General features: G+C 70.8%; 17 protein-coding genes and 1 pseudogene. 5 read left to right on the plus strand and 13 right to left on the minus strand.

Going from position 1 to position 18,495, the window contains the following annotated elements:
- The 5 genes and pseudogenes from ABZ880_RS53015 to ABZ880_RS53035 all read right to left on the minus strand — a co-directional run.
- A pseudogene (locus ABZ880_RS53015) lies at nucleotides 1-102 on the minus strand (electron transfer flavoprotein subunit beta); the annotation flags it as partial.
- Between the two features lie 28 nt (nucleotides 103-130).
- A complete protein-coding gene (locus ABZ880_RS53020) occupies nucleotides 131-913 on the minus strand; it encodes a GntR family transcriptional regulator (protein WP_361278881.1) in 783 nt (260 codons plus the stop codon).
- The gene (locus tag ABZ880_RS53025; RefSeq protein ID WP_361278883.1) at nucleotides 906-2,072 is read right to left on the minus strand and encodes an acyl-CoA dehydrogenase family protein; all 1,167 of its coding nucleotides are present in this window, start codon (nucleotides 2,070-2,072) and stop codon (nucleotides 906-908) included. The genes ABZ880_RS53020 and ABZ880_RS53025 overlap by 8 nt, the downstream gene beginning before the upstream one ends.
- A gap of 25 nt (nucleotides 2,073-2,097) precedes the next feature.
- A complete protein-coding gene (locus ABZ880_RS53030; RefSeq protein WP_361278885.1) occupies nucleotides 2,098-3,288 on the minus strand; it encodes a CaiB/BaiF CoA-transferase family protein in 1,191 nt (396 codons plus the stop codon).
- Complete coding sequence (locus tag ABZ880_RS53035; protein ID WP_361278887.1) at nucleotides 3,285-4,535, minus strand: MmgE/PrpD family protein; 1,251 nt, start codon at nucleotides 4,533-4,535, stop codon at nucleotides 3,285-3,287. The genes ABZ880_RS53030 and ABZ880_RS53035 overlap by 4 nt, the downstream gene beginning before the upstream one ends.
- Nucleotides 4,536-4,789: 254 nt before the next feature.
- On the opposite strand from ABZ880_RS53035, the gene ABZ880_RS53040 reads away from it, so the two are divergent.
- On the plus strand, nucleotides 4,790-5,707 hold the full coding sequence (locus tag ABZ880_RS53040; RefSeq protein WP_361278889.1) for a hypothetical protein: 918 nt from the start codon (nucleotides 4,790-4,792) through the stop codon (nucleotides 5,705-5,707).
- Nucleotides 5,708-5,789: 82 nt separating this feature from the next.
- Here the strand turns inward: ABZ880_RS53040 and ABZ880_RS53045 are convergent, their stop codons facing one another.
- The 4 genes from ABZ880_RS53045 to ABZ880_RS53060 are packed head-to-tail and all read right to left on the minus strand — an operon-like array spanning nucleotide 5,790 to nucleotide 10,337.
- Nucleotides 5,790-6,077: a hypothetical protein gene (locus tag ABZ880_RS53045; RefSeq protein WP_361278891.1), complete on the minus strand. Its 288-nt coding sequence runs from the start codon at nucleotides 6,075-6,077 to the stop codon at nucleotides 5,790-5,792.
- A 50-nt stretch (nucleotides 6,078-6,127) separates the two neighbouring features.
- Complete coding sequence (locus ABZ880_RS53050; RefSeq protein ID WP_361278893.1) at nucleotides 6,128-7,561, minus strand: FadD3 family acyl-CoA ligase; 1,434 nt, start codon at nucleotides 7,559-7,561, stop codon at nucleotides 6,128-6,130.
- Entirely contained in the window at nucleotides 7,558-8,736 is a 1,179-nt protein-coding gene (locus ABZ880_RS53055) for an amidohydrolase family protein (RefSeq protein ID WP_361278895.1), read from the minus strand. Before ABZ880_RS53055 ends, ABZ880_RS53050 begins: the two co-directional genes overlap by 4 nt.
- A gap of 38 nt (nucleotides 8,737-8,774) precedes the next feature.
- Nucleotides 8,775-10,337 (minus strand): AMP-binding protein, encoded by a 1,563-nt coding sequence (locus ABZ880_RS53060; protein WP_361278898.1) that lies wholly within the window; start codon nucleotides 10,335-10,337, stop codon nucleotides 8,775-8,777.
- 138 nt (nucleotides 10,338-10,475) lie between these two features.
- Here ABZ880_RS53060 and ABZ880_RS53065 point away from each other — a divergent pair, with 138 nt between their 5' ends.
- Nucleotides 10,476-11,201: an enoyl-CoA hydratase/isomerase family protein gene (locus ABZ880_RS53065; RefSeq protein WP_361278900.1), complete on the plus strand. Its 726-nt coding sequence runs from the start codon at nucleotides 10,476-10,478 to the stop codon at nucleotides 11,199-11,201.
- A 107-nt stretch (nucleotides 11,202-11,308) separates the two neighbouring features.
- On the opposite strand, the gene ABZ880_RS53070 is transcribed toward ABZ880_RS53065, so the two are convergent.
- The 3 genes from ABZ880_RS53070 to ABZ880_RS53080 all read right to left on the minus strand — a co-directional run bounded on the left by ABZ880_RS53070 (nucleotide 11,309) and on the right by ABZ880_RS53080 (nucleotide 14,208).
- Nucleotides 11,309-12,067 carry an SDR family NAD(P)-dependent oxidoreductase gene (locus ABZ880_RS53070; RefSeq protein ID WP_361278902.1) on the minus strand — a complete coding sequence of 253 codons (759 nt, stop codon included), beginning with the start codon at nucleotides 12,065-12,067 and terminating at the stop codon, nucleotides 11,309-11,311.
- On the minus strand, nucleotides 12,064-12,900 hold the full coding sequence (locus ABZ880_RS53075) for a TauD/TfdA family dioxygenase (protein WP_361278904.1): 837 nt from the start codon (nucleotides 12,898-12,900) through the stop codon (nucleotides 12,064-12,066). The genes ABZ880_RS53070 and ABZ880_RS53075 overlap by 4 nt, the downstream gene beginning before the upstream one ends.
- 66 nt (nucleotides 12,901-12,966) lie before the next feature.
- The gene (locus ABZ880_RS53080) at nucleotides 12,967-14,208 is read right to left on the minus strand and encodes an MFS transporter (RefSeq protein WP_361278906.1); all 1,242 of its coding nucleotides are present in this window, start codon (nucleotides 14,206-14,208) and stop codon (nucleotides 12,967-12,969) included.
- 142 nt (nucleotides 14,209-14,350) lie between these two features.
- Between ABZ880_RS53080 and ABZ880_RS53085 the strand changes: the two genes are divergently transcribed.
- Nucleotides 14,351-15,280, plus strand: coding sequence for a LysR family transcriptional regulator (locus ABZ880_RS53085; protein ID WP_361278908.1), 930 nt, complete (start codon nucleotides 14,351-14,353; stop codon nucleotides 15,278-15,280).
- Between the two features lie 41 nt (nucleotides 15,281-15,321).
- Here ABZ880_RS53085 and ABZ880_RS53090 read toward each other — a convergent pair whose 3' ends face one another.
- Nucleotides 15,322-16,536 (minus strand): CoA transferase, encoded by a 1,215-nt coding sequence (locus ABZ880_RS53090; protein WP_361278910.1) that lies wholly within the window; start codon nucleotides 16,534-16,536, stop codon nucleotides 15,322-15,324.
- Nucleotides 16,537-16,774: 238 nt separating this feature from the next.
- Between ABZ880_RS53090 and ABZ880_RS53095 the strand changes: the two genes are divergently transcribed.
- Both ABZ880_RS53095 and ABZ880_RS53100 read left to right on the plus strand, forming a co-directional pair.
- On the plus strand, nucleotides 16,775-17,590 hold the full coding sequence (locus ABZ880_RS53095; protein ID WP_361278912.1) for an NAD(P)-dependent oxidoreductase: 816 nt from the start codon (nucleotides 16,775-16,777) through the stop codon (nucleotides 17,588-17,590).
- A 35-nt stretch (nucleotides 17,591-17,625) separates the two neighbouring features.
- The gene (locus tag ABZ880_RS53100; protein WP_361278915.1) at nucleotides 17,626-18,486 is read left to right on the plus strand and encodes a mycofactocin-coupled SDR family oxidoreductase; all 861 of its coding nucleotides are present in this window, start codon (nucleotides 17,626-17,628) and stop codon (nucleotides 18,484-18,486) included.
- Nucleotides 18,487-18,495: the final 9 nt, after the last annotated feature.

Genomic DNA, 18,495 nt, shown 5'->3' on the forward strand with positions numbered 1-18,495 from the left:
ACCGTCCACGTCGTCCCGGTCGACGGTCAGGTCATCGGCGAAGTGCCGGTCGCCAGTGGCGTCGGGCACGTACTTCACAGTGACAACGATCCTCAGACTCAACTCTCTCTCCTTCATCAATCAATGACGATCACTGACCGCTGCGCCGCAGCCGCACGCGGTACGAGTAGTGCTCGGGCAGGAAGTGACTGATGGCCAGCTCCACGAGCTGACCGGCGACCGTCTGGTAGACGCGGTCGATGCGCAGCAGCGCGCGGCCCGGTTCGCAGCCAAGGTGCTTGGCGAGCTCCGGGGTGGCCTCGGCGACGGTGATGCTCTGCTCGGCCTCGGCGATCGGTTCGGGCAGCCGCTGGTCGAGCAGGCCGATCACGGTGAAGGCATTGGGCGTACCCGGCAGCATCAACTCCTCGACCGACTCCAGCAGTTGGCCGACAGCGGGCGGCAGCCACACCGACGTGTGGCAGAACGCCACGTCCTCGTGCAGCCGTAGGAAGGCCAGCTTGTGCACCCGGTCGGTGTGCAGACCGAGCCGTCCGGCCGCATCGACGTCGACCCGACGGTGCAGGGGCGTGACGACGTCCATGCGGGTGTCGATCGACAGCCCCATCAGGTCGTCCACCGAACCGAACTGCCGCAGGTACTGCTCCTCCCGGGGCGTCGCGAACGTGCCGCGCCCCGGCACCCGGTACACCAGCCCCTCCGTGACGAGGTCCTGGAACGCCCGCCGCACGGTCTGCCGGCTGACCCCGTACGTCTCGGCCAGCTCGGCCTCGGTGGGCAGTCGGACGCCGTCGGGGTAGTCGTGCCGCAGGATCGCCGCCCGCAGCTCCCGCGCGAGCCGCAAGTAGGTGCTCTCCCGCGGGATTTCGCGCTGAGTCTCGCGCTGGGTCTCCCGCTGTGGTTGCTCAGCCATCGAGACCGCCCCTCGCCACCAACTGCGCGGCGATGACATTGCGTTGGATCTCGTTCGTACCCTCGCCGACGATCATCAGCGGCGCGTCCCGGAAGTACCGCTCCACGTCGAACTCCGTCGAGTAGCCGTAACCGCCGTGGATCCGCACCGCGTTGAGCGCGATCTCCATCGCCGTCTCCGAGGCGAACAGCTTGGCCATGCCCGCCTCCATGTCGACCCTGCGTCCGGCATCGGCCTCCCGGGCGGCGTACAGCACGAGTTGGCGGGCGGCCGTGAGCTTGGTCGCCATGTCGGCCAGGTAGTTGCCGATCGACTGGTGGCGCCAGATCGGCTTGCCGAAGCTCTCCCGCTCCTGGGCGTAGCGCAGCGAGTCCTCCAGGGCCGCCCGTCCCACGCCGAGCGCCCGCGCGGCGACCTGGAGCCGGCCGGTCTCCAGCCCCTTCATCATCTGGCCGAAGCCTCGGCCCTCCGCGCCGCCCAGCAGCGCCTCCACCGGCACCCGGTAGTCCTCGAAGGACAACTCGCAGCTCTCCACGCCCTTGTAGCCGAGCTTGGGCAGGTCACGGGAGACGACCAGGCCGGGTCCGTGCTCGGCCAGGAGGATCGAGATGCCGCGGTGGCGTGGCTCGGCGGCCGGGTCGGTCTTGCACAGCAGCGCGATCAGGCCGGAGCGGCGGGAGTTGGTGATCCAGGTCTTGGCCCCGTTGACGACGTACTCCCCGCCCTCGCGGCGCGCGATGGTCGTCATCGCCTGCAGGTCGGAGCCGCCGCCGGGCTCGGTCAACGCCATCGTCGCGCGGACCTCGCCGGTGGCCAGGCGGGGCAGATAGCGCTGCTTCTGCTCCTGAGTGCCGTACAGGAGAAGGAGTTTGGAGACGACCGTGTGCCCGCCCATCGCGCCTGCCAGGCTCATCCAGCCCCGTGCGAGTTCCTCGGTGACGAGCACGAAGCAGGGCGTGGAGACCGGGTTGCCGCCGTACTCCTCGGGGATTGCCAGTCCGTAGATGCCGAGTTCCTTCATCCGCTCAATGAGGTTCTCGGGATAGGTGTCGGAGTGCTCCAGCTCCTGGACGACCGGCTTGACGTCCTTGTCGACGAACTCGCGCACGGTGCGGACGACGAGCTGTTCGTCGTCGGGCAGGAGGTCCAGGGCGCTCATCGGAAGGTGCTCCACATCGTCGTGGTCAGATGACGGCGTCGGCGCGCAGCGCCTCGATGTCGTCGCGGCTACGGCCGAGTTCGGCGAGGATCGCGTCGGTGTGCTCGCCCACGTCCGGTACGGGATCCATGCGGGCGGGCAGGCCGGCGAGGTCGGCGGGCGGCAGCAGCGCCTGCATGGTGCCGCCGGGCACGCCCACCTCGGCCCAGCGTTCGCGCGCGGCCAGCACCGGGTGGTCGAGGAACGCGGTGACGTCGTTGACCCCGGCGCACGCGATGCCGATCTCCTCCAGGTCCTTCAGCGCCTCCTCGGCGTCGGAGCGGGCGAGGCGTTCGGCGACGATGGCGTTGAGTTCGTCGCGGTGGGCGGCGCGGTCGGAGCCGGTGGCGAAGCGCGGATCGTCGGTCAGCGCGGGCCGGCCCAGGAACTCCGCGCACAGGGCGGCCCATTCGCGCTCGTTCTGGATGGAGAAGAGAACCTGCTTGCCGTCGGCGGTCGGGAAGGCGCCGTACGGTGCGATCGTCGCGTGCTGGGTGCCGAGGCGGGCGGGCTGGGTGCCGCCGTAGCGCGTGTAGTAGGCGGGTTGGCCCATCCACTCCGCCAGCGCCTCGAACAGGGACACCTCCACCGGATGGGTCCGGCCGGTGGTGGCCCGTGTGTACAGGGCGGTCAGGACACCGGTGTAGGCGTACATCCCGGCGGCGATGTCGGCGACGGAGATCCCGACCCGGGCGGTCTCGTCGGCCGTTCCGGTCAGCGAGACCAGGCCGGTCTGGCACTGCACCAGCAGGTCGTACGACTTGCGGTCGGCCCACGGGCCGGTCGTGCCGTAGCCGGAGATCGTGCACGGGATCAGCCGCGGGTAGCGGTCGGCGAGCGCGTCGACGCCGAGGCCCAGGCGGTCGGCGGCGCCGGGCGCGAGATTCTGTACGAACACGTCGGCGCCGTCGAGGAGTTGGTGCAGGATCTCCTGGCCGCGCGGGTCCTTGAGGTCGAGTGTGAGGGACTCCTTGGAGCGGTTGAGCCATACGAAGTAGCTGGAGAGGCCGTGCACCGTCGTGTCGTAGCGGCGCGCGAAGTCGCCCTCGCCCGGCCGCTCCACCTTGATCACCCGGGCGCCGAGGTCGGCGAGCTGCCGGGTGGCGTAGGGCGCGGCCACGGCCTGCTCCAGGCTGACCACCGTGATGCCCGACAGGGGAAGCTGCTGCACCGTCATGCCTCCTGGTCCTCGTACGGGAAGCCATCGTGCGGGAAGTCCTCGTGCGGGAAGTCCTCGTGCGGGAAGTGCTTGCGCAGCACCTCGCCCGCGCCCGCCCACGTCAGCCCCTCCAGCAGCGCCGGCACATCCGCACCACAGGAGGCAGCCTTGGCGCGCAAGTCGGCCTCGGACAAAGGGCGTTGAGGCGCACCCGGCGGCAACTCCAGCTCGCTGTACACCTCGCTGCCGTCGGCGAGATCGACGCGCAACGCGACCCGGCCGTCCAGCAGAGTGCTGGTTTCGCCGGGCAGCAGGTCGGCCCGGACCAGACCGAGGAGCCTCTGCGCCTCGGGCCGACGCACCGCCGCGTCCGTGAAGCTGTCGAAGCCGGGATAGTCGTCGAGCAGCGCCGCGGCCACCGCGTACGGCAGTGAGAACTTGCTTTCCAGACCGGTTCCCGGACGGTCGTGGATGAGCGGCTGAACGGTTCCGGCAGGCGTCGTAACCGTGACCGCCGTGATCTCGCCGCGGATCTGGTCACGCACCGTGCGCAGGGCGGCGATGGGCCGCTGCATGGCGTAGCAGCAGGGGAAGAGCTTGACGGCCAGCCCGCCCGGGACGGCCGGGGAGACGGGGAAGTCGTCGGCGGGTGTGCCGCCGACCCGCTGCAGCCAGGCGTCCAGGGCCCGCGGGTCCGCGGTGGCAGCCGAGCGCGCCAGCCGCGCGGCCCGTACGCCCGCTTCCGCGGCGAATCCGACCTGCAGCGACTTGCTGTGCGTCCCGAAGGCCTCCTGGACGCCCCCGGCCGCGGGCACGGCGAGCGCCATCGCGGTGGCGAGCCCCTCCACGTCCAGGCCGAGCGCGACTCCGGCCGCGACGGCGGCGCCAGGCGCGCCCGCGGTGCACGTGGCGTGCCAGCCGCCCGCGTAGTGCTCCCAACCGAGCATCGCCCCCAGCCGCGCGATCACCCCGGCGCCCGCCAGGTACGCGCGGGCATCGCCGCCCACCGCCAGCACGGCCGGGACGGTGACCACGGAGATGTGGGTGGTGGTGTCGGTGTGCAGGTCGTCGAAGTCCAGGACGTGTGCCATCGCCGCCCACCTGGCCGCGTCCGGCAGCGGAGCGGAGACGGCGCGCAGGGGATGGCTGCGGGCGGCCAGCGCCACGGCGACGGTGTCGGCCAGCGCCCGCTCGGCGAGCGCCAGGTCGTCCGGCGTCGGGCGGTGGTCATGGGCCCACTGGGCGAGGGCCCGGGCGACGGTCAACGGTCCCCCAAGAGTTCGATGCCTGCCTCTCGTAGCCTGCTTCTCGTGCGATCGGCAGGTCCTTTCCGCAGATTTGTACGGCCAAATCCGCAGCCCTGTCAACGGCGCGCCCGCCGCGGTGACCTGTGTCTTGCCGCACTGTTTTGATGTGGCGAAGGCGACATCCATGCGATGTCGACGGTTTGCACGCAGCTTTGTACGCAATTTGTGCGCAACAATGCGGCACCTGGTCAGGCACGCCCTCGGGAGTCCCGTTGCCCCACTCCGATTCCGCCCCTGTCTCTTCCGCCTGCGCCGCCGACTTCGCCGTCCTCGAAGAGATCGCCCATACCTGGCGCCCCGACGACGCCCGTACGACCGACCCCCTCGACCCGGCCCCGACAGCGGCCCTCTCGGCCGTACTGGACCTGCCCGCCCCGGCCGCGCTCGACGGCGAGCCGCTGCCGCCGCTCTGGCACTGGCTGCACTTCCTGTCCTGGCCGCGGCACACCGAACTCGGCCCCGACGGACACCCGCGGGACAGCCGCTTCCTGCCCCCGCTGCCGCAGCGGCGGCGGATGTTCGCCGGCGGGCGGCTGGAGGTGTCCGCACCGCTGAGGCTGGGCCGCCCGGCGGAGCAGCACAGCCGGGTGAGCCAGGTGCGGCCGAAACGGGGCCGCAGCGGCGACCTGCTCTTCGTCACCGTACGCAGCGAGTACCGGCAGGACGGGCGGCTGTGCCTGACCGAGGAACAGGACCTGGTGTACCGCAGCGGCGGCCGGGCACCCGCTCCCGCCGTGCCCCTCCCGGAATCCGAGAACGGGCCTCTCGCCGACGCGTCTCCCTGGCAGCAGACCTGGTACACCGACCCCACCCTGCTGTTCCGCTTCAGTGCCCTGACCGCGAACGCCCATCGCATTCACTACGACGCCCCGTACACGACCGGCGTCGAGGGCTACCCGGGGCTGGTGGTGCACGGCCCGCTGCTGGTGCTCGCCATGCTGGAGCTGGTGCGCCGACAGCAGCCGGATCGGCAGGTGCGCAGCGTCTCCTACCGGCTGCTCAAGCCCGTCTTCTGCGGCGAGCAACTCCTGGCCTGCGGCAGTCCGGAGGACGACGGATCGTCGGCACGGCTGCGCATCGCGAGCCACCGCGAGGAAGCCCACGCCGGGGCGGACGTGGGCTTCGCCTGAGCGACGGCCTTCAAGGCCTCTCAGGACCCCTCAGGATCAGGACGCCTCGGGACTCCTCAGGATCAGGCCCCCTAGGGACCCGTCAGGACTCCCGGCTGGGATCGCACAGCACCATCACGGCGCGGGCGACGAGTTCGCCCGCGCCGCCGAGTTCCTTGCGGTAGCGGCCTGTTATGCCTCGTACGGTCTCCGCGAAGGCCGGATCAGCGGCACGGGCGCGGGCCGGGTGCGGGAGTTCCTGGGCCATCGCGCGGCGGCGTGCCAGCAACGCGATGATCTCGTGGTCGAGGCGCTCGAGCTGGTCGAGTGACAGGTCCGCCTGGTCGAGTGACAGGTCCGCCGTCAGGCCGGCTGCGTGGTTCGTCGTCACGGTGGATCTCCGTTCGCCTGCGGGAGCCGGGTCGCGGCTCCCGTCCGTCCTCATCGCAATTGGTCCTTCATCACTTTGCCCGTGGCGTTGAGCGGCAATTCCTCGCGGAACTCCACGGATCGCGGGACTTTGAACCCGGCCATGCGCTCCCGGCTCCAGGCGATCAGCTCGTCCTCCGTCACCGGCCGGTGCCGTACGACGAAGGCCTTGCCGACCTGGCCCAGCCGCTCGTCGGGGACGCCGATCACCGCGACCTGCGCCACCGCCGGATGCCTCAGCAGGAAGCCCTCGATCTCGGCCGGGTAGGCGTTGAAGCCGCCCACCAGGAACATGTCCTTCTTGCGGCCCAGGATCCTCAAGTGCCCCCGCTCGTCCAGGATTCCGAGGTCGCCGGTGTGCAGCCAGCCGTCCGGGTCGATGGTCTCGGCGGTCGCCTCGGGGTCGTCGAGGTAGCCGCGCATCACGCTGTAGCCGCGTACCAGCACTTCGTGGTCGTCGGCGATGCGGACCTCGACGCCGTCGCAGGGGGTGCCGACGGTGGTGGCGATGTCCTCGAAGGAGTCGCCGGGACGGGAGGCGGTGACCGTGCCGGCCTCGGACAGGCCGTACCCGGTCATGATCGACCGGAAGGGGAGTTCCTTGCGGATACGGCGGATGAGCTCGACCGGGATGTCGGCGGCACCGGTGACCGCGGCCCGCAGCGAGGACAGGTCGCGGCCGCCCTTCTCCTGCGCCTCCAGGAGGGAGTGGTAGAGCGTCGGCGGTCCGGGCAGCATCGTCACCCGCTCCCGCTCGATCAGGTCGAGCACGAGGTCCGCGTCGAAGACCGGCACGGGCAGGATCGTGGCGCCGCGGATCAGGGCGGCGATGCAGCCCGCCTTGTAGCCGAAGATGTGGAAGAACGGGTTGACGATCAAGTAGCGGTCGCCCTCCCGCAGATCGGCCAGGTCGCACCACTCCGCGTAGAGGCGCAGCGTCTGGGCGTGCGTCATCAGCACGCCCTTGGGCCGGCCGGTCGTGCCCGAGGTGAAGACGATGTCGGCCACGTCGTCGCCGCTCACCTCGCGCTCGAACGGTGCACCGCTCGCCAGGAAGCCGGACTTGAGATCGATCACCGGCACCCCGGGCGGGCCGGTGAACTCCAGCCCCAGGAAGCCCTGTTGGACCAGCACCGCCTTCGCACCGCTGCGGACGACGATGTCGTGCGCCTCGTCCGCCTTGAACCGGGTGTTGACCGGGACCAGCACCCCGCCGGCGGTCAGCAGCCCGAACGCGGCCACGATCCACTCGGCGGAGTTGGGCGCCCAGATCGCCACCCGGTCGCCCTTGCCGACCCCCAGCGCGGCGAACGCGCCCGCCGCCACCCGTACTTGCTCGGCGAGCTGGGTGAATGTGAGGCGGAGCGGGCCGTCGACGACCGCTTCGGCGTCACCGAAGCGGTCGGCCGCGCTCAGCACCATCCGGGGGATGGACCCCCACGTCATGCCGGCATCAGCCGGGACAGGTTGCCGCCCATGATCTTCGCCTGGTCGGCCTGGCTCAGGCCCTGGATGGAGTCGACGTACGAGGTCGGCTGGGCCAGGCCCTCGGGGTGCGGGTAGTCCGAGCCGAACAGCACCCGGTCGACGCCGATGAGGTCCACCAGCCCGCCCAGGTCCTCCTCGTAGAACGGGCTGACGTGAATGCTGTTCTTCACGGCCTGCACCGGGTCGCCGAGGAACTGCTCCGGCATCTTCTTGTAGACGTCGGCCAGTTGGTCGAGCAGCGGGGCCACCCAGGAAGAGCCGTTCTCGATCAGCGCGATCTTCAGTTCCGGGAAGCGGAACAGCGCGCCGTGGCACACCCAGGACGCCACCGCGTCCTGGATCGGCCGCCACTCGTTCACCTGGCGGAAGGCGTTCGACTTGAACGGCAGCATCTCGGCGGAGGTGCCCTCCCAGTCGTTGGCGTACCGCGAGTACCCGCTGTCGGAGGAGTGCATGGCGACCAGCACCCCGGTCTCCACGACCCGCTTCCAGAACGGGTCGAACTCCGGCAGCGCGAAGGAGCGCGAGCCGCCGTGTCCGGGAACGGGCGCGGGCCGCACGAGAATCGCCTTCGCGCCGCGCTCCACGGCCCAGTTGAGCTCCGCGATCGCCTTCTCGACGATCGGCAGAGTGATCACCGGGGTGGTGAAGATGCGGTCCTTGTAGTTGAACGACCAGGTCTCGTACAGCCACTCGTTGAGCGAGTGGATGACGGCGTGGATGAGCTCCGGGTGGTGCCGCATCCGCTCCTCGATGAGGCTCGCCAGCGTCGGGAACATCAGCGTGCGCTGCACGCCGAGCTCGTCCAACAGCTCCAGCCGCGGCCCCGGTTCACGGTAGGCGGGGATCGACCGCATCGGCTCACCGAAGATCTCCCGGCGGCTCTTGCCGTCCGGGTTGCCCACGCGGAAGTACTCCTCCATCGCGCCGGGCCGGGCGACCACCTCGAAGGTCGGGTTCGGGATGTACTCGCTGATCTGACCGAGGATCGCGATCTTCGTACGGCCGCGGATCTGCACGTACTCGATCGCTCCCGCGTACTGCTTCGGGAGGAACTTGGTCAGCGCCTCCTCGGTCTCGTACAGATGGTTGTCCGCGTCGAAGAGCGGATACGGCAGCACACGCGAAGACATGAGACCCTCCTTTGCGATTTGAGAGAATGCTATTCTCTTCACGTGCGTACGGCAATGTCCTGACGGAGCCGGAACTTCTGCACCTTGCCGCTCGCCGTCCGCGGGAAGTCCTCGACCCCGTGCAGCTCCTCGGGCCACTTCTGCCTGGCCAGACCGGCGCGTTCGAAGTGGGCGCGCATATCGGCGAGGATGGGCAGAGAGTGCCCCGGCAGCATCCGCAGGAAGCCCGCCGCGTGTTCGCCGAGCCGAGCGTCGGGGGCGGCCACCACCGCGGCCTCCGCCACGCCGGGCAGCGAGAGCAGCACTTCCTCGACCTCCACCGCGCTGATGTTCTCGCCGCCCCGGATGATGATGTCGGCCTTGCGGTCGGTGATGGTCAGGTAGCCGTCCTCGTCCAACTCGCCGATGTCGCCCGTGTGATACCACCCCTCCTCGTCGAACGCCCGCTCCGTCAGGGCGGCGTCGGTGTAGCCGAGACACAAGTCCGGTCCCCGGCTGAGGATTTCGCCGTCCTCGGCCAGCCGTATCTCCACGCCCGGCAACGCGTCCCCGTCCGTGAACAGCCGCTTGGGCTCGGGCGCGGTGTGCCGGGACGACGTGATCGAGGGGTGCTCGGTGCTGCCGTAGGCACGGAAGACGTGGATGCCGAGAGCGGCCAGCCGTGTCGTGACGGCGACCGGCACGGACGAGCCGCCCAGACCCGCGTGCCGCATGTGGCGCAGATGATCGACCGTGAAGTCGGGGTGATCCAGGAGGCTGGTGACGTAGTACGGCGCCCCGCCGCCGATGTTCAGTTCGTGACGGGTCATCAACTCCAGTGCCTGGCCCGGGTCCCACACGTCGGTGAGGTTCACGGGTGTGCCGTCCAGGACCGGGATCAGGAAGGCGTTCACCATGCCGATGAAGTGGCCGACGGGGGCGGCCGTGAGCTGCTTGCCGCGGTCGGGCGGGTAGCTGGCGGCGAGTTGGCGGGTCTCGTGGCCGAGGCTCTGGTGGCTGTGCACGACGCCCTTGGGGTCACGGGTCGTGCCGGAGGTGAAGGCGATCAGGGTGGCCGACGTCGGTTCGGTCGGGAGCGTCCCGGTCAGCGGTTGGTCGCTCAGCAGGTCCTCGAAGTTCTCGACCTGCGAGTCGTGTCCCGTCGTGGAGCCCACTACGCCCACCACGGGCACCTCGGCGCACAGGTCCGGTTGGAACTCCAGCCGACCGAACCGCCCGGCGCTGACGAAGACGCTCGGCCTGACCGCGTCGAGGATGTAGCCGACCTCCTTGCGCCCGTAGAAGTGGACGATCGGGACGGCGGCGGCCCCGAGGAGCGCGGAGGCCCAGAAGACGGCGGCCGCCTCCATCCAGTTGGGCAACTGGAAGGCGACCGCGTCGCCGGGACCCACGCCCCGCTCGCGCAGCCCGCCCGCGAGCCGGCGCGCGACCTGTTCGACGTCCCGGAAGGTCCCGGACCAGGGGCGGACGGCCGAGTGCACCCGGAACTCGGTGTCCGGCGCCGCTGCCAGACCTCGCGTCAGCAGGTCACCGATGGTGTCCCGGGTCCACCAGCCCTCGGCTTCGTAGCGCTCGGTCAACTCGGCGGGGATCTTTCGCATGTGCGGCTACCTCCACTGCTGAGGCACTAGTGAGGCACTACTGGGGGCGGCTCTTCGAGGCAGCGCGCTTGCGGCGGCCAGCCGTGCATACGCTATTCTCGCGAATGGAGAATGCCAATATCCCCCGAGGGGAATCGAGTGGTCGACCTCGAACTGGACGACGGCCTGGCCGTCCTCACGATCAACCGTCCCCACGCCCGCAACGCCATCTCGCTCGCCACGATGGACGAGTTGGAGAAGGCGCTCGATGCGGCGGCCGGGGCCCGGGCCCTGGTGATCACAGGGGCGGGTGACCGGGCGTTCGTCTCCGGGGGAGACCTGAAGGAACTCGCCGCGCTCCGCACCGAGGACGACGCGGCGGCGATGGCCTGGCGGATGCGCGGCATCTGCGACCGCATCGCCGGCTTCCCCGCCCCCGTGATCGCCGCGCTCAACGGCCATGCGCTGGGCGGCGGGGCCGAGGTCGCCGTCGCCGCCGACATCCGCGTGGCCGCCGACGACGTCAGCATCGGCTTCAATCAGGTGACCCTCGCGATCATGCCCGCCTGGGGCGGTGCCGAGCGGCTCGCCGCCCTCGTCGGGCGGGGCAGGGCGCTGATGCTCGCCGGCACGGGGGCCGTACTCGACGCCACCGAGGCGCAGCGCCTCGGACTGGTGGACCGCGTGCTGCCGCGGGCCGCCTTCGCGGAGGGATGGCGCTGCCTCGCCCGCTCCCTCGCGACCGGTCCGGCGGCGGAGGTCAAACGCGTGATGGGAGGCGGCGCTTCGCCGGACGAAGCGGTGCGCGCCTTCGCCCGGCTGTGGGCGGCGGACGCGCACTGGGAGGCGGCGGACCGGGCGATGAACCGGCGTTCACGAAGGTGAGCGGGCACATCGCGCACCGCCGCCGTGATCCTCACCCGCTGGAGGACCAAGGCGGCGGCTCCCGGAACAACCCAGGTGCGGGCAACGACTCAGGTGCCGGGAACAACTCAGGTGTTCCGCCCCCCGTTCACCCCGAGCACCTGCCCCGTGATGTACCCCGCCTCCTCCGACACCAGGAACGAGCAGGCGGCCGCGATGTCCTCCGGCCGCCCCGGCCGCCGTACCGGTGTGCGCTCCGCGTGGTAGTCCACCGAGCCGCCCAGCAGCCCGCGTTCCTCGGAGGCGCGCAGCATCGGGGTGTCGACGAAGCCCGGCGGGATGGTGTTCACCGTGATGCCGTCCGGACCGAGCTCCAGGGCCAGGGACTTGGTGAGGCCGACGAGCCCGGCCTTCGAGGCGACGTAGTGCGTCATGTACGGCTGCCCCGAGTGCGTGCTCGACGAGGAGATGTTCACGATCCGGCCCCACCCGGCTTCCTTCATGTCGGGCACGACCGCCTGGCAGCAGTAGAACGGCCCGCTCAGGTTCACGGCCATGATCCGGTCCCACGTCTCGTCGGCGATCTTCAGGAACGGGTCGAAGCCGGTCACCCCGGCGTTGTTGACGAGCACCAGCACCGGCCCGCCGAGCACGTCCCGCACCCGCTGCACGGCGGCGTTCACCTGCGCACGGTCGGACACGTCGACGCCCCCGAAGGCGACCGCCTCGTGCCCCTTCTGCCGTGACTCCTCGGCGACCTGCCCGGCCGACTCCTCGTTCAGATCGAGTACGGCCGTCGCGAAACCGTCCTCGGCCAGCCGCTGCGCGATCGCGCGCCCGATGCCCGAACCGCCGCCCGTGACGATCGCCGTCCGCCGCTCGCTCATGCCACCGCCTCCTCACCCAGCAGAGAGGTGCGGTGCATCAGCCGAGAGGAAGCCTCACCGTAGGGAAGAGCGCGGTGCAGCATCCCGGTGTTGTCCCAGATCACAAGGTCGCCCTGGCGCCAGCGGTGGCGCAGGGTGAACTGCGGCTGCGTCGCATGGGCCAGGAGCCGGTCGAGCAACTCCCGTCCCTGCGCCGCCGATTGACCCACGACCTCACCGGCGGTGGCGCCGATCAGCAGAGACCTGCGGCCGCTGCGGCGGGTCCAGACGAGGGGGTGCTCCCGTGCGGGATTGCGGTCCCAGGCCGCCCGCTCCCTGGGCGAGGGGTGGGGTGTCACCAGGAGCTGCGAGGCGGTGAAGCTGTGCACCACGCGCACACCCTCCAGCTCCTTCCTCTCCGCCTCGGACAACGCCTCGTACGCGGCGAAGGCGTTGGCGAACTCGGTGTCGCCGTCGTCGTTCTGCGAGATCTGCCGTGCCGTCAGAAGCGTTGCCTTGTTGGGCACTTGCTCCGTCGTACCGTCGATGTGCCAGTGGAAGGTGGACTCGCGGTAGGCGGCCAGCGGGCTCTTCGACGGGTCGCGGGTGATCCGCTGGATCTCCCGGTGGGTCGGGTGGCCGCCCATCGGCAGCGGGACGACCTCGCCGAGCAGCCGGCTGAAGGCGACCAGATCGTCGTCGTCGACGTCGGCCTCGCGGTAGATCACCACCCCGCGCCGCTCCAGGGCGGACAGACACTCCTCGGCGACACCCCGGTCGACCAGGCGGCTCCCGGACAGGCCGGTGATCTCGACGCCGGTGGTGGGGGTGGGTTCGGTGACGGTGACGGGCATTCGCGGGCGGCCCTTCTCTCGATTCCGTCAAGCATCTTCTCTGTGAATGAGAATGACGTTTCCGGATCAGGCTACTCCGTCGGCGTGCACCTGCGCCATCTCCGCGGAGGGTGTGATGCGGCGGAGGAGGAGAAGCGGCGTGGCCAGGAGCAGGGCACCGGCGATCGCGATCGCCGTACGCGGTCCGGTGAGGCCGGCCAGCAGCCCCCACAGGGCGGTCAGGGCGGCGGTCGTCGCCTTTCCGGTCACCGACCAGGCCGCGAGGACACGGGACACCCGGCCGGTGTCCGTCTGCTGGAGCCGGTAGGTGGAGTACACCGGGTTGAAGACGGCGCAGGAGGTGATCACCCCCAGCTCCACGGCCATGACGAGCACCAGCCCCGGGACACCGGGCCGGACGAAGGCGAGGCCGATCGGCCAGCACGCGCGCACCACCCCGGAGGTGACCAGGACCCGGTGCTGCCCGTACCGCGTCACGAGCCGGCGGGCCAGCCGCGAGCCGGCCAGGCCGCCGAGACAGGGCACCGAGAAGGCGAGCCCGTACTGCCAGGGCGCGAAACCGAGATCGCCGACCATGACCACGGCGAGCAGCGGAACCGCCACCATGATCAGGCCGTTGACCAGCAGCACGTTGAAGAACAGCGGGCGCAGCACCGGGTGGGCCAGGATGTACCGCCAGCCTTCGAGCAGTCCGCCGGCCGATGCCGGGCCGGTCCGCGCCGGGGGGTTCTCCGTCCCGCCGACCTGCCGGATTCCGAGGGCCGACAGCAGGTAGCTGACCGCATCGGCCAGTACGGTCGTCACCGGCCCGAGGACACCGATCGCCGCACCGCCGAGCGGCGGTCCGAGCACGGTGGCGGTCCACTGGGTCGCCTCGAAGCGGGCGTTCGCACTGAGCAGGTCGTGCGAGGGAAGGAGTGACTTCAGGAAGGCTCCGCCGGCCGCCATGAATCCGATGTCGGCCGCGGCGACGACCACGGACACAACCAGTAGTTGTACGAAACTGAACCCGCCCAGTGCGAACGCGGCCGGAATCGTCAGCAGCGCCGCGAACCGGACCAGGTCCATCCCGATCATCACCGGCCGTTTGTGGCGGAACTCCACCCACGGCCCGAGCGGCACCGCCACCGCGGCCCCCACCGCGAGACCCACGGCCTTCAGCAGCGCCACCTCGGTCGCCCCGGCGTGCAGAACGATCACTGCGATCAGCGAGAACGCGTCGAAGGCGAGCTGGGTGCCGAGCGTGCTCACGGTGTACGCCGCCCACAGCCACCCGAACCGCCGCCCCAGTGATCGCCCGGCCCCCATGCCTGCCTCCCCGTCCCGCCCGATTACCGACCGGCGACATCAAAGCGGGTCACGCGGCGACGGATCAAACAACCGACGCGCGCGGCACTCCACAACCAGAAGTTGTGCGAGAGGCCGGTGCCGGAGGTTGTAGAAAGGGCCCGTGGATCTCGACGCAGTACGCACCTTCGTGGCCGTCGCGGACGCCGGACAGTTCCGGGAGGCCGCCCTCGCCCTGGCGGTCACCCAGCAAGCCGTCTCCAAGCGCGTCGCCGCGCTGGAGCGGGAGCTCGAGGTACGGCTGTTCACCCGCACGGCACGCGGAGCCCGGCTCACCGTCGACGGACAGGTCCTCCTGCCCCACGCCCGTGAACTCCTGCGCGCCGAGGAGCGGGCGGCCGCTTCCGTGCGCCCCGGCCGCCGTGCCCTGCGCGTCGACGTCATCGGCCGCCGGCTCGCGCCCGCCGACCTGGTCCGCGACTTCCATCGCGCCCACCCCGAGGTCGCCCTCGACGTCGTGACCCTCTTCGACGCCGACGCGGCCCTCGCCGCCGTACGCACCGGCACCATCGACGCGTCCTTCCGCGCCCTCACCAGGCCCGCACGCCAACTCCCCGACGGCATCGAGGCGGCCCGCGTCCACGACGAACCCGTCGAGCTGCTCACCGGCCCCGCCCACCCGCTCGCCGCCGCCCGCACACTCACCCCGGCCCAGCTGGCCGGGCACCGCATCTGGATGCCGGGCAACGTCGCCGGCACCGAGTGGGCCGCCTTCTACGACGACCTGGCCGCGGCCTTCGGCTTTACCATCGAGGTCACCGGTCCCGACTTCGGCACCGAACCGCTCCTCGACACCATCGCCGACTCCCCGCTGCTCGGAACCTTCGTCGGCGAACAGACCCGGGTCGTCTGGCCCGCCGACCACGACCTGCGCCGCATCCCCCTGCACGATCCGACCCCGGTCTACCCCCACTCGCTGATCTGGCGCGCCGACAACCCGCACCCGGCCCTGACCGCACTGCGCACCCACCTCGGCACCATCGGGTCCGAGCGCGACACCTGGACCCCGAAGTGGGTCCAGCCATACGCCTGAAGCGGATCGCCCAGCCGTAACAGAGCGTTCCCCGGCGGGAGTTACGTCACCGCCCCCGCCGCCTTCAGCGCCAGAATCCGCTCCCAGTCCAGCCCCAGCTCCAGCAGGATCTCCTCGGTCTGCGCCGCGAACTCCGGAGCCGCCCCCAACTCCGGCGCGGCGACGTCGAACTGCACCGGACTCGCGGCGAGTTCGAGCTGACCGGCCCGCACCAGATACTCGTTGGCCCGCACCTGAGCGTCCGAGCCGACCTGCAGGGAATCCTGTACGGGCGCCCAGGGCCCGGCCAGTGTGGCGAACCGCTCGGTCCACTCGCCGAGCGTGCGGGTGGCGATCACCTCCCGCAGGATCTTGACCGCCTCCTCGGTGTTTGCGGCGATGTCGGCGCCGGTCGCGAACCGCGGATCCTCGGCCAGCTCGGGCCGGTCGATGTGCCGGCACACGTCCGCCCAGAACTTGCCCGGCTGCATCATCACGAAGGCCAGATAGCGCTCGTCGGCCGTGCGGTACAGCCCGGACAGCGGGTTGGTGGGGGAGCCGTGGGCGCCGAGCGGCGGCGCCACCATCGGCCTGTCCAGGTGCACCGAGAGCGCGATCCCGTGCCCCAGGGCCCAGACCCCGCTGCCGAGCAGGGAGACGTCGACCACCGACGCCTCGCCGGTCCGCTCCCGCTTCAGCAGGGCCGCCGCGATGCCTCCGGCGAGGTTCGTGCCGGAGATGGTGTCACCGTAGGCGGGCCCCGGAGGCGGGATCATCCCCTCCGTGCCGGCCGGGGTCAGGCTGGCCGCGGTACCCGCCCGCGCCCAGAACGCCGTCATGTCGTACCCGCCCCTGTCCGACTCCTGCCCCCGCGGACCGAGAGCACTGCCCCGGGCGTAGACGATCCGTTCATTCACCGCGCGGAGGTCGTCCACGTCGATGCCGAACTTCCGCCGTGCGGAGGGCAGGAAGCTGGTCAGGAAGACGTCCGCCTGCCGGGCCAGTTCGTACAGCACCTCCCTGCCCTCCGGGCGGGCCATGTCGAGGCCGATGCTGCGTTTGCCCCGGTTCGCATGCTCGACGTTGGGGTTGGGATCGCCCTCGACCTTGAACGTGCCGGTCTGCCGCAGCCCGCGCTGCGGATCGCCGGTCACGGCATGCTCGACTTTGATCACGTCCGCGCCCCAGTCGGCGAGAACCGCGCCGGCGGACGGCACGAAACCGTACATCGCCACTTCGAGAACCCGAATCCCGTCCAGCGGACCGCCGCCGCTCATCCGACGACCTCCCCGAAGGTCTTGCGCTGCATGAACTCCTCCAGACCTCGACGCCCTTTTCCCAACCGATGGAAACAGAGTTCTCGATTTTGAGAACCATAGCCGGTGGACGAGTGGGCGTCACGGCCTCGGAAGGGTGACGCTCTGCCCTGTCGCGGCGTGACACGAAGTCCCTACGCGGGACTTCCGGGCATCGCCAGCTGAAAGTATGGTTCTCGCATTCGGAAGGGAGATTCTTGTGATCGGAGTCGTGGGCGCCGGTCGGATGGGCCTGCCGATGGTGCGACGGCTCGCCGGGGCGGGCCACCGGATACGAGTGGCCGGCCGCACGGCCGAGGCCCGCCGCGCCCTCGCCCAGGAACCCGCACAGGTCGTCCCCGAGGTCGCGCAGGTCGGCGAGGGGGCCGACGCCGTGCTGGTGTGCGTCCGCACCGACGAGCAGGTCCGCGAGGTCTGCCTGCACGGCGGACTCCTGGATGTGATGTCTGCCGGAGCGGTCCTGGTCGTCCACACCACCGGCAGTCCCCACACCGTCGAGGCCGTCGCCGCCCGGGGGGAGCGGCGCGGCATCATGGTGCTCGACGCCCCGGTCAGCGGCGGACCGCCCGACGTGGCGGCCGGCCGCGTCACCCTCTACGTCGGCGGCGCCGACAACGCCGTCGCCCGCATCCGCCCCGTGCTGCGCAGCTACGGCGACCCGGTGCTGCACGTCGGCCCGCTCGGTGCCGGCCAGCGGGTCAAGCTGGTCAACAACACCGTCTTCGCGGCCCAGATCGGACTGCTGTCCCACGCGGTCCGCCTCGGCGGCGAGTTGGGCATCGACGAACATCTGCTTCTCGAGGCCCTCACCCACGGCAGCGCCTCGAGCCGCGCGCTCGCCGGAGTCGTACGACACGGCTCGGTCACCGAATTCGCCCGTACGACAGGGGAGTTCCTCGGCAAGGACCTGGACGCCGTCCGCACGGTCGCCGATGAACTCGGCGCGGACCTCGGCGCCCTCGCCCCGGCCCTCGACGCCCTCGCCGACGCGGTGGCACCCGCGGGCGCGGGCTGAACAGCACAACCACACACCACAGGAGGGACACCCCGATGGGACGAGTCGATGGCAAGGTCGCCTTCATCACCGGCGCCGCGCGCGGTCAGGGCCGCAGCCACGCCGTACGGCTGGCCGAGGAGGGCGCCGACATCATCGCGGTGGACATCTGCCGCGACTTCGAGACGGTCGGCTACCCGATGGCCACCCCGCAGGACCTGAAGGAGACGGTCCGGCTGGTCGAGGAACAGGGCCGCCGGATCGTCGCGCTCCAGGCCGACGTACGCGACGCCGCCCAGCTGCGCGAGGCCCTGAAGACCGGCCTCGACCAACTCGGCGGCCTGGACATCGTGGTGGCCCAGGCCGGCATCGCCCCCCTGCGCGGCGAACCCAAACTCCAGGCCTGGTGCGACGCCGTCGACGTCGACCTCATCGGCACCATCAACGCCATCCAGGTCTCGCTGCCCCACCTGCGCGAGGGCGCCTCCGTCATCGCCACCGGGTCCACCGCCGCCCTCATGGAGTTCGGCATCGTCCAGGAGCCCGGCAACAACCCGGGCGGCGCCGGCTACGCCTTCGCCAAGCGTGCCCTGTCCGAGTACGTCCACGAACTCGCCCGCAATCTCGCCCCGTTGAAGCAGCGCGCCAACGTCGTCCACCCCACCAACGTCGACACCCGCATGCTGCAGAGCGAGCCGATGTACAAGTCCTTCCGCCCCGACCTCGAACACCCCACCCGCGAGGACGCCGAGCCCGGCTTCGCCGTACAACAGGCCATGCCGATCCCGTACGTCGAGCCGCTCGACATCAGCAACGCCGTTCTCTTCCTCGCCTCCGACGAGGCCCGCTACATCACCGGCACCCAGCTGCGCGTCGACGCCGGCGGCTACCTCAAGTGGTACGACTGGCGCCGCTGAACCGCAGGA

The sequence above is a fragment of the Streptomyces sp. NPDC047043 genome (genome assembly GCF_040644055.1).
Taxonomy (GTDB): domain Bacteria; phylum Actinomycetota; class Actinomycetes; order Streptomycetales; family Streptomycetaceae; genus Streptomyces.

Bases quoted from the DNA above. Each gene is read 5' to 3' on its own strand.
- ABZ880_RS53020 (WP_361278881.1), bottom strand. From the start codon at position 913: ATGGCTGAGCAACCACAGCGGGAGACCCAGCGCGAGACTCAGCGCGAA.
- ABZ880_RS53025 (WP_361278883.1), bottom strand. From the start codon at position 2,072: ATGAGCGCCCTGGACCTCCTGCCCGACGACGAACAGCTCGTCGTCCGC.
- ABZ880_RS53030 (WP_361278885.1), bottom strand. From the start codon at position 3,288: ATGACGGTGCAGCAGCTTCCCCTGTCGGGCATCACGGTGGTCAGCCTG.
- ABZ880_RS53050 (WP_361278893.1), bottom strand. From the start codon at position 7,561: ATGACGTGGGGGTCCATCCCCCGGATGGTGCTGAGCGCGGCCGACCGC.
- ABZ880_RS53055 (WP_361278895.1), bottom strand. From the start codon at position 8,736: ATGTCTTCGCGTGTGCTGCCGTATCCGCTCTTCGACGCGGACAACCAT.
- ABZ880_RS53060 (WP_361278898.1), bottom strand. From the start codon at position 10,337: ATGCGAAAGATCCCCGCCGAGTTGACCGAGCGCTACGAAGCCGAGGGC.
- ABZ880_RS53070 (WP_361278902.1), bottom strand. From the start codon at position 12,067: ATGAGCGAGCGGCGGACGGCGATCGTCACGGGCGGCGGTTCGGGCATC.
- ABZ880_RS53075 (WP_361278904.1), bottom strand. From the start codon at position 12,900: ATGCCCGTCACCGTCACCGAACCCACCCCCACCACCGGCGTCGAGATC.
- ABZ880_RS53080 (WP_361278906.1), bottom strand. From the start codon at position 14,208: ATGGGGGCCGGGCGATCACTGGGGCGGCGGTTCGGGTGGCTGTGGGCG.
- ABZ880_RS53090 (WP_361278910.1), bottom strand. From the start codon at position 16,536: ATGAGCGGCGGCGGTCCGCTGGACGGGATTCGGGTTCTCGAAGTGGCG.
- ABZ880_RS53100 (WP_361278915.1), top strand. From the start codon at position 17,626: ATGGGACGAGTCGATGGCAAGGTCGCCTTCATCACCGGCGCCGCGCGC.